At 70.8% G+C, this 13,814-nt stretch carries 11 protein-coding genes and 1 tRNA gene; 5 read left to right on the top strand and 7 right to left on the bottom strand.

All coding sequences use genetic code 11. The annotated features are described in order from the left end of the window. The first annotated feature begins 63 nt into the window (after window positions 1–63). Together hisN and KIH74_RS03990 are read left to right on the top strand one after the other, a co-directional pair. Entirely contained in the window at window positions 64–846 is a 783-nt protein-coding gene (gene hisN, locus KIH74_RS03995; RefSeq protein ID WP_214154327.1) for a histidinol-phosphatase, read from the top strand. 783 nt (window positions 847–1,629) lie between these two features. Next, the gene (locus tag KIH74_RS03990; RefSeq protein WP_214154326.1) at window positions 1,630–2,091 is read left to right on the top strand and encodes an RrF2 family transcriptional regulator; all 462 of its coding nucleotides are present in this window, start codon (window positions 1,630–1,632) and stop codon (window positions 2,089–2,091) included. On the opposite strand, the gene KIH74_RS03985 is transcribed toward KIH74_RS03990, so the two are convergent. Both KIH74_RS03985 and KIH74_RS03980 read right to left on the bottom strand, forming a co-directional pair. Beyond that, on the bottom strand, window positions 2,057–2,884 hold the full coding sequence (locus tag KIH74_RS03985; protein WP_214154325.1) for a TetR family transcriptional regulator: 828 nt from the start codon (window positions 2,882–2,884) through the stop codon (window positions 2,057–2,059). The genes KIH74_RS03990 and KIH74_RS03985 overlap by 35 nt on opposite strands. Before the next feature lie 32 nt (window positions 2,885–2,916). Further along, window positions 2,917–3,228, bottom strand: a complete 312-nt coding sequence (locus KIH74_RS03980; protein WP_214154324.1) for a hypothetical protein — start codon at window positions 3,226–3,228, stop codon at window positions 2,917–2,919. Window positions 3,229–3,472: 244 nt separating this feature from the next. Here KIH74_RS03980 and KIH74_RS37455 point away from each other — a divergent pair, with 244 nt between their 5' ends. The 3 genes from KIH74_RS37455 (at window position 3,473) to KIH74_RS03965 (ending at window position 8,825) form a co-directional block, all read left to right on the top strand. Continuing rightward, window positions 3,473–4,603, top strand: a complete 1,131-nt coding sequence (locus tag KIH74_RS37455; RefSeq protein WP_214154323.1) for a methyl-accepting chemotaxis protein — start codon at window positions 3,473–3,475, stop codon at window positions 4,601–4,603. Between the two features lie 68 nt (window positions 4,604–4,671). After that, window positions 4,672–6,252 (top strand): 3' terminal RNA ribose 2'-O-methyltransferase Hen1, encoded by a 1,581-nt coding sequence (locus KIH74_RS03970; RefSeq protein ID WP_214154322.1) that lies wholly within the window; start codon window positions 4,672–4,674, stop codon window positions 6,250–6,252. Continuing rightward, entirely contained in the window at window positions 6,249–8,825 is a 2,577-nt protein-coding gene (locus KIH74_RS03965; protein ID WP_214154321.1) for a polynucleotide kinase-phosphatase, read from the top strand. The genes KIH74_RS03970 and KIH74_RS03965 overlap by 4 nt, the downstream gene beginning before the upstream one ends. Window positions 8,826–8,880: 55 nt before the next feature. Here KIH74_RS03965 and hisG read toward each other — a convergent pair whose 3' ends face one another. From hisG to KIH74_RS03940, 5 genes are all read right to left on the bottom strand, one after another. Continuing rightward, on the bottom strand, window positions 8,881–9,894 hold the full coding sequence (hisG, locus tag KIH74_RS03960) for an ATP phosphoribosyltransferase (RefSeq protein WP_214154320.1): 1,014 nt from the start codon (window positions 9,892–9,894) through the stop codon (window positions 8,881–8,883). Beyond that, window positions 9,891–11,396 (bottom strand): histidine--tRNA ligase, encoded by a 1,506-nt coding sequence (hisS, locus tag KIH74_RS03955; protein WP_214154319.1) that lies wholly within the window; start codon window positions 11,394–11,396, stop codon window positions 9,891–9,893. Before hisS ends, hisG begins: the two co-directional genes overlap by 4 nt. A 71-nt stretch (window positions 11,397–11,467) precedes the next feature. Beyond that, window positions 11,468–11,538: transfer RNA gene (locus tag KIH74_RS03950), tRNA-His, on the bottom strand. 87 nt (window positions 11,539–11,625) lie between these two features. Next, window positions 11,626–12,348: a M15 family metallopeptidase gene (locus KIH74_RS03945; RefSeq protein WP_214154318.1), complete on the bottom strand. Its 723-nt coding sequence runs from the start codon at window positions 12,346–12,348 to the stop codon at window positions 11,626–11,628. Between the two features lie 416 nt (window positions 12,349–12,764). Then, window positions 12,765–13,790, bottom strand: a complete 1,026-nt coding sequence (locus KIH74_RS03940; RefSeq protein WP_214154317.1) for an LLM class flavin-dependent oxidoreductase — start codon at window positions 13,788–13,790, stop codon at window positions 12,765–12,767. Window positions 13,791–13,814 lie beyond the last annotated feature (24 nt).

The following is a 13,814-nucleotide window of genomic DNA, read 5'->3' as shown; positions in this document are numbered from 1 at the left end:
ACGCGGGGCCCACGGGAAACAGCGTGACCCGCGCGTGACCGGCGGCCTGTACCGTCGCGGACTGTGGGCTACGACGACGATCTCCGCCTCGCGCACGTTCTCGCGGACCAGGTGGACGCGGTGACGAACGACCGGTTCCTGGCAGCCGACCTCCGGGTCGAGACGAAGCCCGACCTGACGCCGGTGAGTGACGCGGACCGGGCGGCCGAGGAACTGATCCGCGGCCAGCTGCGGCGCACCCGGCCGCGCGACTCGGTGTTCGGCGAGGAGTTCGGCACCACTGGGCACGGGCCCCGGCAGTGGATCATCGACCCGATCGACGGCACCAAGAACTTCGTGCGCGGCGTGCCGGTATGGGCCACGCTGATCGCCCTGGTCGACAACGGTGTTCCGGTGGTCGGCCTGGTGTCGGCGCCGGCGCTGGGCCGGCGCTGGTGGGCCGCCACCGGCACCGGCGCCTGGACCGGACGCAGCCTGGCCAAGGCCCGGCGCATCCACACCTCCCGGGTCGCCGAGCTGGAAGACGCCTCGCTGTCCTACTCCTCGCTGGGCGGCTGGGAGGAACGCGGCCTGGGCGAGAACTTCGCCGAGCTGACCCGCACGGTGTGGCGCACCCGGGCCTACGGCGACTTCTGGTCGTACATGCTGCTGGCCGAGGGCGCGGTCGACATCGCCTGCGAGCCCGAGCTGGAGGTGTACGACATGGCCGCGCTGGTGCCGATCGTGGTGGAGGCCGGCGGCGTGTTCACCTCGCTGGAGGGCAAGGAGGGCCCGTTCGGCGGCAGCGCGGTGGCCACCAACGGCCTTCTCCACGCCGACACGATGGGGATGCTGACCCATCCCTGAAGCACTTTCGGCGCCAGCAGGGTGGCGTAGAGGTCGAACCAGCCGTAGCCCCCGGCCGCGCCGGAGGGCGGGTTGCCCTGGCTGATCACGCCCAGCACCGGGTCCGTGGCACGCCACGACCAGGTGTGCAGGTGGGTGCCGAGCAGCTCCAGGTAGGTCACCACGAGGAACGCCCCGACGTAGAGCAGCCGGGCCCGGCCCCAGGCCAGGAAGCCGAGCAGGCAGAGGTACCAGAAGGCGCCGAGCAGGTCCGGCCGGGCGGCGACGAACAGGCCGTACACCGCCCATCCGCCTCCGGCCAGAACCGTGAGGACGACGAAGAACCGGGAGTGCGCCCGCACCAGCGCACTGCGGCCCAGGGCCAGCGCGGCCAGGTAGACCATGCCGTGGCCGGGCGGGACGAACGGCGGCACGGTGCCGATCCGGTACACGTACGCCTCCAGCAGGGGCGAGAACGTGTACTCGATGATCGACGCGAACACCACGACCAGCAGGGTCTGCACCCGCACCAACGGCGTCTCGCGGCTGAGCAGCCGTCCGAGCATCGCCCAGGTGGACGCGCCCAGCAGCAGTTGCCGGGTGAGCTCGCTGATTCCACCGAGCGCGGCGAGCGGAGCCGCGTCGACGGTCAGGAAGAGGCCGATCCAGGCCAGGACCACCCCGACGATGACGAGTTCGGGATCGGCCCGGGGCCGTCGCGGGCGCATGAGCATGGGCCCAGACTCGCAGACCACCTGGCACCGGACGGACGGGAGGGGCCCCGGCTACCGGCACAATGGGCGGGTGCGCATCTCCGCGAAGACCGACTACGCAGTCCGGGCGGCCCTCGAGCTGGCCGCCGCGCCGGAGGGCGTGTGGATCAAGACCGAGACGGTGGCCGAACGCCAGGGCATCCCCCTGCCGTTCCTGCTGAACATCCTGGCCGAACTGCGCACCGCCGGCCTGGTGCAGAGCCGGCGCGGTGCCGAGGGCGGCTACCGGCTGGCCCTGCCGGCCACCGAGATCCGGATCGCCGACGTGATCCGGGTGATCGACGGACCGCTGGCCAACATCGCCGGGGAGCGTCCCGAAGACGTGGCCTACTCCGGCGCGGCGGTGGCCCTGCGCGACATCTGGGTGGCACTGCGGGCGAAGATGCGGGTGGTGCTCGAGGGCGCCACGCTCGCCGACGTCGCCAACGGCACGCTGCCCGCCGAGGTGGCCGCCCTGCTCACGGACGACGACGTGTGGCGGGCCCGGATCTGACCGGCCGGTCGCCCAGTGAACGGCTGATCTGCGCCACCACGTCGTCCATCGACTGCCCCGAACGGAACACCGCCACCACCACGTCACCGGCCGGGCGGGTCGCGGGCTCCTCGTCGTCCTCAGTTGTGCGCGTGACCGTTGCGCCCGTGGCGGTCGGGCCGGCGCCGAAGGTGCCCAGCACCCATCCGCAGGCCGCGTCCAGATCGGCCACCGGGTCGTAATCGCCACCCGCGCGCAGCCATTCGCGCAGCACCGCGTTGTGCGCCGCGACCACGGCGGCGGCGATCACGTCGGAGCGCAGCACCGCCTGCGCGTCGGGCAGCGTGCCGGAGAGCCGTCCGCGCAGATAGCGGCTGAAGGCGTGCTCGTAGCGCTGCACGCTGGCCAGCTCACGCTCACGCAGCGCGGGCACCCGGCGGGAGAGCTCGTAACGCTGCACCGACACCGCAGGGGCGTCGAGGTAGCTGAGCAGCACCAGCCGGACCGCGCCGCAGATCGTCTCGATCGGGTCGAGGGCGGTCTGCGCGGTCAGGTGCTGGTTGACCATGGCCAGCAGCGAGTCGTGGTCGGGGAAGATGACGTCGTCCTTCGACCGGAAGTACCGGAAGAAGGTGCGCCGGGCGATGCCCGCCCGCTCGGCGATGGCGTCGACCGTGGTGCCGTCGTAGCCGCGCGCGGCGAACAGCTCGAACGCCGCCGCGGCGATCCGCTGCCCGGTGTCCGGATGGCTGCCCGGCACGTTCTGCTCCCCGGAGGGCCCGGGAACTCCAGGGACGAGGGGTACCCGTGACATGCCCGTGACCATACCCGGCCGGGGAGGGGGACTCAGGCGGTCCGGCGCAGCGCGGGATCGAGGCGGCTGCGCGAGGCCTCCGGCAGGCTCGCCTCGACGCAGGCCGGGCAGGTCTGGTGCGCGGTGGCGGAGAACGAACGGTCCCAGAAGACGGTCCATCCGGACGTCCACTCACCGCACAACGTCTTGCGGGCACCGGCTTTCCAGGCGTGCTGAACGCCGTAGGGCACCCAGTCGAAGGGGGGCCTGCCGACAGTGGCGCGCACCTTGTGGGTGGCGGTGACGTAGAGCTGGCCCTCGGCGTGCTGGGCGCCGCCGAGGGTGGGGGTCAGTGTGCTGGTCATGGCCCGACTCCTCTCGTCCGTACCGGTGCGGGACGCATCCGGGAGAGGAGCCCCGCACCGCTGATGTCACTCGATCAGGGAGGGTCGACGCTCGCATGAGGGCGTCGATGCACTCAGTGCCATCATTAAGGCACTCAATGCATAGGGTGCGCAAGACCCGCTCCGTGCCCGGCCGGTCTTCGTCGGCGAACGGCTTTCTCTGTTTTTCCTCAAGATCCACGCCAGGGCTCCCGAGAGACGGACGATGGGACTGCTGACGACACTGACCGGAAGGGCCCCCGCGGCCGCCTCGCTGCACGCGGCGCTGCACGACCCGGCCGACCCGACCCGGGCGGTGCTGGACAGCCTGTACGCCAACGTCCTGGTGGCCGATCCCGACCTGCGGCTGATCTGGACCAACCAGCTGGCCTGGGCCACCCTGCAAGACCTCGCCCCGGCCCTGCGCAACAGCTTCGGGGTGGGACTCGACGACCTGCTCGGCGGCTCGATCCACCGCTTCCACCAAGACCCTTCGCGGATCGAGCGGATTCTGCACGAGGCCGGCGGCCTGCCCCGCACCGCGGTGTTCACCTTCGGCGGCGTCACCCTGCGCACCCTGATCAACGCCGTCACCGACGGCTACGGCACCCGGCTCGGCTACGTGGTGGTCTGGGACAACGTCACCGACCGGAATGCCCGGGCCAGCGCCACCTTCGCCGGCAGCGAGGAGGTCACCGGCCGGCTCGACGCACTCTCGCGCAGCCTGGCCGAGACCGCGGGCGACACCTCGCTCCAGGCCACCAACGCGGCCGGGGCCACCGACCAGATGAACTCCGCGGTGCGGGAGATCGCCCGGGCCTCGTCGGAGGCCACCGACCAGGTGCAGCGCACGGTGGAGGCGACGGCCGACAGCCTCAAGCAGCTGCGCCGGCTCCAGACGATGAGCAGCGAGATCGGCGGCATTCTGCGGATGATCGAGACGGTGGCCGGGCAGACCAAGATGCTGGCGCTGAACGCCACGATCGAGGCGGCCCGGGCCGGTGAGGCGGGCAAGGGCTTCGCCGTGGTGGCCGACGAGGTCAAGCAGCTGGCCGAGACCACCACCGGCAGCATCAGCGACATCGAGAACAAGATCAAGGACATCCAGCAGGCCGCGAACGGCAGCGCGGAGGCCACGGCCGGGATCGACGCGCTGGTCGACCGGATCCGGGAGTCGCAGGAGACCATCGCCGCCGCGATCGAGCAGCAGTCGGCCACCACCGCCAGCATCGCGGACACCATCTCGGTGATCGCCGAGCGGGCCCAGCACACCTCCGACCAGGCCACGCAGGTGCAGCACGCGGTGAACTCGGTGCAGGACCAGACCCGGGTGCTGCGCGAGATCATCGACGCCTGAGAGGGTTACCGGCCGGACCCGCGCCATATTCCTTAGGTGAATGCCCGGAACGTTGACAGACTGACCCCGTGTTCCTGACCATCACCTCGACCAGCGAGGATGCCGAGTCACCGGCCACCGATCTGGGCTACCTGCTGCACAAGCACCCGGACCGGGCGCAGAAGTTCGGGTTGCCCGTCGGCACCGCACACGTGTTCTACCCCCAGGCCGACGCCGCCACCTGCACCGCCGCCCTGCTGCTGGAGGTGGACCCGATCGCGCTGGTGCGCGGTCGTGGCCCCCGTCCGCTCGACGGCTTCTCGCTGGCGCAGTACGTGAACGACCGGCCCTACGCCGCATCGTCCATGCTCGCCGTGGCCCTGGGCAAGGTGTTCCGCACCGCCATCACCGGGCGCTGCGAGGCCCGGCCCGACCTGGTCGGCGTGCCCATGCAGCTCGATCTGCACGTCCCCGCACTGCCCTGCCGGGGTGGGGCCGACGTGGCCCGGCGGATGTTCGAGCCGCTCGGCTGGACCACCCGGATCACCCCGATCCCGCTGGACACCGAGCTCGGCTGGGGCGACTCGCGCTACGTCGACCTGCGGCTGAGCGGGAGAATGCTGTTGTCCGAGGCGCTCGGCCAGCTCTACGTGCTGCTGCCGGTGCTCGACGACGCCAAGCACTACTGGGTCAGCCCGGACGAGGTGGACAAGCTGGTCCGGGCCGGTGAGGGCTGGCTGGCCGAGCACCCGGAACGCACCCTGATCACCGAGCGGTACCTGCGCCATCAGCGACGGCTGGTGAACGACGCGGCCGAGCGGTTCGCGGGGCTGGAAGACGCCTCGGTGCCCGACGAGGAGACCGAGTTCCCGGCCGACGTGCCCCTCGACGCACCGGCCGACGTGCCCCTCAACGCACCGGCCGACGAGTCAGTCGGGGAACCGGCCGGTCAGCCTGCCGCCGAGCCGGTCGTCGAGTCGACCACCGAGTCCGCCGGCGCGGCTGCCGCCGAAGATGCCGAAGCCGCGACGGCTGCACCGGAGCGCCCGCTCACGCTGGCCGCGCAGCGGCTGGCCGAGGTGGCCGAGACGCTGGAGGCCTCCGGCGCACAGAGCGTGGCCGACCTGGGCTGTGGCGAGGGCAAACTGCTCAGGCGCCTGCTCGCCGACACCCGGTACCAGCGTCTGCTGGGCGTCGACGTGTCGCACCGATCGCTCGAGATCGCCTCCCGCAGACTGCGTCTCGACCAGGTGCCCGACCGGGTGCGGGCCCGCATCGAGCTGCGCCAGTCGTCACTGGTGTACGTCGATCCGGGCCTGGCCGGTTTCGACGCGGCGGTGCTGATGGAGGTGATCGAGCACATCGACCTGTCCCGGCTGCCCGCCCTGGTGTCCGGCGTGTTCGGCACGGCCCGGCCCGGCGTGGTGCTGGTCACCACCCCGAACATCGAGTACAACGCCCAATACGGCTTGGTGGACGGCGAGACGCGGCACACCGACCACCGTTTCGAGTGGGACCGCGGCCAGTTCCAGACCTGGGCCACGTCAGTCGCAGAGCAGTACGGCTACAGCGTGCGCTTCAAGGCGGTCGGCGACGAGGACCCGGAGGCCGGCCCTCCCACCCAGATGGCCGTGTTCACTGCTGGTTCCGCCCCGGAGGTGTCCCGATGACCGAGCATCAGCTGACCGTTCCGCAGACCTGCCTGGTGGTGCTGATCGGTGTCTCCGGCTCCGGCAAGACCACCTTCGCCAACGCCAAGTTCGGCCGGTACGAGGTGTTGTCGAGCGACTTCTGCCGCGGGCTGGTGTCGAACGACGAGAACTCGCAGGACGCCACGGTGGCCGCGTTCGACGTGCTGCACCACATCGCCGGCAAACGTCTTGAGGCCGGCCTGCTCACCGTGGTCGACGCCACGAACGTGCAGAAGGAGGCCCGGGCCGGGCTGCTCAAGCTGGCCCGCGACCACGACGTGCTACCGGTCGCGATCGTGCTCGACATGCCCAAGGAACTCTGCCTGGAACGCAACGCCGCCCGGCCCGACCGCGACTTCGGCGACCGGGTCGTGCACCGGCAGGCCGACCAGCTGCGGCGGTCGCTCAAGGGACTGCGCCGCGAGGGTTTCCGCCGGGTGCACGTGCTGGACTCGCCGGAGCGCGCGCAGCACGCCCGCATCGTGCGTGAGCCGCTGCTGAACGACCTGCGCGAGCGCACCGGCCCGTTCGACGTGATCGGCGACGTGCACGGCTGCCGGTCCGAACTCCAGACCCTGCTGGGCAAACTCGGCTACGGCGTGGTGCTCGACCCGCAGGGGCACCCGGTCGACGCGGTGCCCCCGGCCGGGCGCACCGCCGTCTTCGTCGGCGACCTGGTCGACCGCGGGCCCGACACCCCCGGCGTGCTGCGCCTGGTGATGGGCATGATCGAGAACGGCCACGCGCTCTGCGTCAGCGGTAACCACGAGCACAAGCTGGTGCGCGCGCTGGGCGGCAAGAACGTGAAGCTCACCCACGGCCTCCAGGAGACCATGGACCAGCTGGCGACCGAGCCGGAGGAGTTCCGGGCGAAGGTGGCCCAGTTCAGCGAGAGCCTGGTCGCGCACTACGTTCTCGACGGCGGCAAGCTGGTGGTGGCGCACGCCGGGCTGAAAGAGGCCTACCACGGCCGGGCCTCGGGCCGGGTGCGCAGCTTCGCGCTGTACGGCGACACCACCGGCGAGACCGACCAGTTCGGCCTGCCGGTGCGCTACCCCTGGGCCAACGAGTACCGCGGCCGGGCCATGGTGCTCTACGGGCACACCCCGACCGTCACCCCGGAATGGGTCAACAACACGCTCTGCCTCGACACCGGCTGCGTGTTCGGGGGCAGCCTGACCGCGCTGCGCTACCCGGAACGTGAGATCGTCAGCGTGCCCGCAGAGAAGGTGTGGTACGAGCCGGCCCGGCCCCTGGGCAAGGACGGTTCGACGGCCGGCCGGACCACCCCGGCCACCGAGACCCCGCGCGACCCGGACCTTCTCACCCTGGCCGACGTGAGCGGCAAGCGCGTGGTGCAGACCCGCCACCACGGCCGGGTCACGGTGACGGCCGAGAACGCGGCGGGTGCGCTGGAGGTGATGAGCCGCTTCGCCCTGGACCCGCGCTGGCTGCTCTACCTGCCGCCGACCATGGCCCCGGCCCCGACCAGCCGGCTGCCCGGCCTGCTGGAGCATCCCGCCGAGGCACTCGCGGCCTACGCCAAGGACGGCGTGCCGCAGGTGATCTGCGAGGAGAAGCACATGGGCTCCCGGGCCGTTATCCTGGTCTGCCGTGACTCCTCGATCGCCGCAACGCGTTTCGGCATGCCGGAGGGGCACACCGGTGTGATCCACACCCGCACGGGCCGCTCGTTCCTGCCCGCCGGCGACACCGAGACCCTGCTCCAGCGGGTGCGTTCGGCGCTGGAGAAGACGAAGCTGTGGGACGAGCTGGAGACCGGCTGGGTACTGATCGACGCCGAGATCCTGCCCTGGTCGCTGAAGGCCGGTGAGCTGATCCGGCAGCAGTACGCGGCCGTCGGCGCCGCGGCGCAGGCGGTGCTGCCCACCGCCGTGTCGGCCCTGACCAAGGGAGCCGAGCGGGTGCCCGAGCTGGCCGAGCTGCTCGACCGCACGTCGGCCCGGCTGTCGTCGGCGCACGCGTTCGGTCACGCCTACCGGCGTTACGTCTGGCCGACCGAGGGCCTGGAGGGGGTGCGCATCGCGCCGTTCCAGCTACTGGCGGCCGAGGGCACCACGTTCCACGAGCGTGACCACTCCTGGCACCTGGCCCTGGCCGACCGGCTGGTGGAGGCCGACGACCTGTTCGTCACCACCCGCCGCCTGGTGGTGGATCCGGCTGCGGAAGAAGGCGTTTCGGAGGCCGTGACCTGGTGGGAGGAACTCACCGGGGCGGGCGGCGAGGGCATGGTGGTCAAGCCCCTGGCCAACCTGACCCGCACCAAGCGCGGTCTGCTCCAGCCCGGCCTGAAGGTGCGCGGCCCGGAGTATCTGCGCATCATCTACGGCCCCGACTACCTGCTCGACGAGAACCTGTCGCGGCTGAAGTCGCGCGCCGTGGGCCGCAAGCGCTCGGCGGCCCTGCGGGAGTACGCCCTGGGCCTGGAGGCCCTGGAACGGGTCGCCGCGAACGAGCCGCTGTGGCGGGTGCACGAGCCGGTGTTCGCGGTGCTGGCGCTGGAGTCGGAACCCGTCGACCCGCGCCTGTAGCAACGAAATTGAGGACGCGTGCGGTCGGCGACCGCACGCGTCCTCCATTCTCGTCTCAGGCCATCCCGGTGGCCGGGGCCAGCGGAGCCAGCGGCAGACTGGCGCTCGCGTTGCGCGCCTCGGCCGCGGCCTTGCTGGTGGCGTCGGCCTCGTGGCTGTAGTAGATCGACATCGGCGACACCCAGGCATCGGTGGCACCGGCGGCGATCACCGCGGGCATGGCGTAGGGCACCGATGCGCGGGGCAGCGTGACGGTTGCCGTGAAGCCCTGTCCGTCAACGGCTTCCGAGGCCGCGACGACCCGGGCGTCCGGGCCCAGGATCTCCGCCAGGGCCAGCGGCTTGTCGGCCACCACGCGCAGCTCCACCACGTCGTTCGCCCGCAGCGCGCCCCGGATCAGGTGCGAGATGGCGTCGAGCTTGGCCCGCTTCCACTCGTCGTCCCGGTAGATCTTGCGGCTGACGAAGAACTGGTTGGTCGAGCTGAACACCTCGGCCACCTCACGAAGGTGGTTGGCGCGCAGCGAGCTTCCGGTCTCGACGCCCTCGATGATGGCGTCGGCGAAGTATTCCGCCTTGGCCTCGGTGGCCCCCCAGGAGAACTCGACGTGGGCGTCCACACCCTGCCGGGCCAGCCACATCCGGGAGATCCGGGTGAGCTCCGTGGAGATGACGAACGGGTCGCCGTCCAGCCGCCGCCGGTCGCACTCGGCCCGCAGGTCTTCGACGGTCTTGATCGGCGAGGCGGCGGGCACCGCGAGCACCCAGCGGATCGGGCGCGAGGTCTGCCGCGAGAACGGCAGTTCCGCCTTGACCGCGATGTGCTGGAGCACGTCCTGCTCGACGATCCAGTCCCGGCCGGACAGCCCGGCGTCGAGCCGGCCCGACTTCACGTACATCGGAATCTCCTGCGGCTTCAGCAGGACCGGCACGATCTCCGGGTCGTTCGAGCTGAGCCACAGGGTGCGCGAGCCGCCGGTGAACTGGAGGCCGACCCGCTCGAAGATGCCCAGGGTGGACTGCTGGAGGCTGCCCTTCGGGATGCCGAGGGTGATCTGCCGGTCGCTCATGCGCTCTGCTCCTGCTCGGGGGACTCGCCGAGGATCTCGCGGACGGTCGCGGTCAGCTCGGTGCGGGGAACGGTCATCTGCCCGGCCGCCTTGGCCGCGCGGTACTCGCTGTTGTCCGCGATCTGGGCCCGGGACTCGGCCCCGGCCTGGAGGTTCTTGACCGTGACGGTGCCTGCCTCGACCTCCTTGCCGCCGATCATCACGGCAGCCCTGAAGCCCTGGGCGTTGGCGTAGGCCAGCTGCTTGCCGACCTTGCCGACCGACTCACCGACGTACAGCTCGGTGTTCACGCCCGCCGAGCGCAGTTCGGCCGCCACGCGGGTGGCCACGGCCGGGTCGACCTTGGGCATGACCAGCACCACGACGTCGGCGGTGGTGCGGGTCGTGCCGAACTCGATGCCCAGGTTGGCCAGGCCGGTGACCAGGCGGTCGATGCCGATCGAGACGCCGACCGCGGCCACCGGGTCGTCACTGAAGCGGCTGACCAGGCCGTCGTAACGACCGCCGCCGCCGATCGAGCCGACACCGGCCCCGACCAGCGTGGCCTCGTAGACGGTGCCGGTGTAGTAGGCCAGGCCGCGGGCCAGGCCCGGGTCGAGCCGCACGCCGGCCTCGGGCACGCCGAGTGCCTCCAGATGGCTGAGGAACTCCCGCACCTCGGCGAGCGCGGCCTGTGCCTGCTCGCTGTCGGGCAGCCGGGCGGCGAGCTCGTCGAGGGTGCCGGCCCGGGTGTCCTGCCGCACGCCGACGAAGTCGAGCAGGCGGTCGATCAGGTCCGCCGCCAGCCCGACGCCGCGGATCCGGTCGCCGGACACGTCGTACCGGCCCTCCCCGAGTTCCGCGCGCAGCGCCTCCGGCGTGATCTTGTCGGCCTTGTCGAGAACCCGCAGCACGTGCCGGGCCACCTCGAAGTCCTCGATGCCGAGACCGGCGAGGAAGGCGTCCACCAATTTGCGGTTGTTCACCCGGACGAAGTAACCGGTGCCGGCGGCCAGGTCGAGCGAGTCGAAGGCGGCGGTGAGCACCGCCACGATCTCGGCGTCGGCGGCGACCGTGGAGGTGCCGGCGATGTCGGCGTCGAGCTGGGTGAACTGGCGGAACCGGCCCTGCTCGGGCTGGGGGTCGTCGGCGCGGAACACCGGGCCCACGTGGTAGCGCCGGAACGGCAGCTTGATCTGCTGCGGGGCGTACTGCGCGATGATCCGGGCGAACGGCACCGTGAGGTCGAACCGCATGCCTACCTCGGCCGGCGGTTCTTCTTCCGCGGAAACGGTTTTGGTGTTCTCCCGGACCACGAAGATCTGCTTGTCGGCCTCTTCGCCGCCACTGCCGAGCAGCGTGGGCAGCGACTCCAGCACGGGGGTGTCGAGCGGCACGAAACCGAAGGACTGGTAGACCCGGGTGATGCGGGCGACCACCTCGTTGCGGAGGAGCATCTCCTCGGGCAGCAGGTCGCGGAATCCACGCAGGGTCTGCGGTCGGACCAGTGCACTGCCGGTCATTGCTGTAAAGCCTTCCTCGTGAGCTGGAGAGAACGCCCGGCGCACGAGGAGATCGATGAACGATCTACCTGTACCGGGAGGGGGTATCGAACCCCCGCCTCCTGATCCACAATCAGGTGCTCTACCACTGAGCTATCCCGGCTCGCGAGATACATTAGCAGAGCATCGGCCGTGGTCTGAAACGGGTAACCGTGGGGGCTTTCGGGGTGCGTCACGGACCGCGCGCGGGTCACAGCGCCAGGTCCCCGTCGGGGTCGACCTTCTGCGCGTCGGCGAACGAGACCTGGTCGTAGAGCGCACCCGGCTGGCGGTAGAAACGCGCCCACTCCTTGTCGCCGTACGAAAAGTGCCACCACTCACCGTCGAAGGGCGCGAAGCCGGCCGCCATCATCGCCCGGCGCAGCAGTTGCCGGTGGTCCCAGGCGTCCCGGGAGACGAACGGGGAGAAGGTGAAGGCGTCACGGTTGGCCTCCATCACCGGGGTGCCCATGTCGACCGGCTGCTCGTCGCGCAGGATCTCGACGGCCACCGCGCCACCCGTCGGGTAGCCCGCGACCGAGGGCACCGCGACGTTGCGATGCGCCGCCTCGACCAGCTCGTCCTCGTTCGGATACTGCTCTCGCAGAGCGTCTTTCGCCTCCTCGTAGAGGCGGGTCTGGACCTCCGAGGCGCGGAAGCCGTAGACCACCTTCAGGGTCAGCGAGCGGTCCAGGTTCTTCAGCTCCTGGCCGGCCCAGTAGAGCATGTCGATCACCGGGCGGCGCACGTAGATCACGCCGCCGGTGAGCTCGCTCATCTCCGCCGGAACGTGCTCGACCCGCAGAACCCCTTGCTGCGGAACCGGTTCGAAGAGCACGACCTCGTCGACCTCGATCACCGGAACATTGGCGTAGTCGGCGTACTTCAGCATCTTCTCTTCGAGGAGCTGGTAAACGTCTTCCCGGGTACCCACGTGCGGCCTTCCGTCTGGTCCTGCTTGGCATCGGAATCCGGCCGGATCCAGGGGCTTTCACGAAATCGGCCGGACAGGACCCCGTGCGCGGGCTCGCCGTCCGACCGTGGAGGACGAGGGATGCGCCGGGGTGGGGTCTGGGGCGCCGATCGGTGCTGCGCTCACCCGTTCAGGTCAGGAGGACCTGGATTCAGCGGGAGCCGGCACCCATCGGCGCGATATGGACGCCGTGATGGGCATGCCCATGATGCAGGTGGCTCCGGAGAGCGGGCACGGCGACGCGAACCGACACGATGGTCGCCGCGCTAGCCGAGAAGATGCCCATGATGCTGGGCAAGTTAGCAACCCGGCCGTGGTGCTGGCAAATACGCCGGAGGACGACGAGGAGCCCCCCGTCGTCCTCAAGCTTCTTGCCCTCAGCCGCCCAGTTCCGCCTTGACCAGCGGGGCCACCTGCGTACCCAGCAGCTCGATCGCCCGCAGAACCTGCTCGTGCGGCAGCGTGCCCACGCTGATGTGCAGCATGAACCGCTGGATGCCCAGCAGCCGGTGCGCGTCGACGATCTTCTCCGCCACCTGTTCGGGTGTACCCAGCACCAGTGACCCGCCCCGGCCGCGCAGGTTGTTGAAGGTGTTGCGGGTCATCGCGCCCCAGCCCCGCTCGCGGCCCAGCTGGGTCATCGCCTGCGCGTACGACGGGTAGTACTCCTCCACCGCCTGCTCGGCGGTCGGCGCTACGTAGCCGTGCATGTGGACGGCGAGCGGAGCCTGCTCCGGCGTGTGACCGGCCTCCTTGAGCGCGTGCCGGTGCAGCTGGGCCAGCGGGCCGAACTGCGCGGGCTGCCCGCCGATGATCGCCAGCGCGACCGGAAGACCGTACTGCGCCGCCCGCACGATGGACTGCGGGGTTCCGCCGACCGCGACCCAGACCGGGAGGGTGCGCTCCGGGCGCGGAAACACGCCCTGCTCGTGCAGCGCCGGACGGAACCTGCCGGACCAGGTGACCTTCTCCTCGCGGGTCAGCTCGACCAGCAGGTCCAGCTTCTCGGCGAACAGGTCGTCGTAGTCCTCCAGGTCGTAGCCGAACAGCGGGAAGGACTCGATGAACGACCCGCGCCCGGCCATCACCTCGGCCCGGCCCCGGGAGATCAGGTCGAGGGTGGTGAACTCCTGCCAGACCCGCACCGGATCGGCGCTGCTCAGCACGGTGACGGCGCTGGTCAGCCGGATCTTCTCAGTGCGCGCGGCGGCCGCGGCGAGCACCACGGTGGGGGCGCTGGCGGCGAAGTCGGCCCGGTGGTGCTCGCCGATTCCGTACACGTCCAGCCCGACCCGCTCGGCCAGCTCCACCTCCTCCAGCACCTGGCGCAGCCGTACGCCGTGCGGGGTCGGCACGCCGTCGATCGGGTAGGCGTCCGCGAAGGTGGTGATGCCCAGTTCCATCGGGGTTCATCCTCGGGTTGGTGA

Origin of the sequence: Kineosporia corallincola (assembly GCF_018499875.1) — a bacterium.
Taxonomy (GTDB): domain Bacteria; phylum Actinomycetota; class Actinomycetes; order Actinomycetales; family Kineosporiaceae; genus Kineosporia; species Kineosporia corallincola.
The sequence above is the reverse complement of the archived record's forward strand: the minus strand, read 5'-3'. Positions and strand labels throughout refer to the sequence as shown.

Coding starts and splice junctions, on each gene's coding strand:
- KIH74_RS03985 (WP_214154325.1), bottom strand. CDS start 2,884: ATGTCACGGGTACCCCTCGTCCCTGGAGTTCCCGGGCCCTCCGGGGAG.
- KIH74_RS03980 (WP_214154324.1), bottom strand. CDS start 3,228: ATGACCAGCACACTGACCCCCACCCTCGGCGGCGCCCAGCACGCCGAG.
- KIH74_RS37455 (WP_214154323.1), top strand. CDS start 3,473: ATGGGACTGCTGACGACACTGACCGGAAGGGCCCCCGCGGCCGCCTCG.
- KIH74_RS03965 (WP_214154321.1), top strand. CDS start 6,249: ATGACCGAGCATCAGCTGACCGTTCCGCAGACCTGCCTGGTGGTGCTG.
- hisG (WP_214154320.1), bottom strand. CDS start 9,894: ATGAGCGACCGGCAGATCACCCTCGGCATCCCGAAGGGCAGCCTCCAG.
- hisS (WP_214154319.1), bottom strand. CDS start 11,396: ATGACCGGCAGTGCACTGGTCCGACCGCAGACCCTGCGTGGATTCCGC.
- KIH74_RS03940 (WP_214154317.1), bottom strand. CDS start 13,790: ATGGAACTGGGCATCACCACCTTCGCGGACGCCTACCCGATCGACGGC.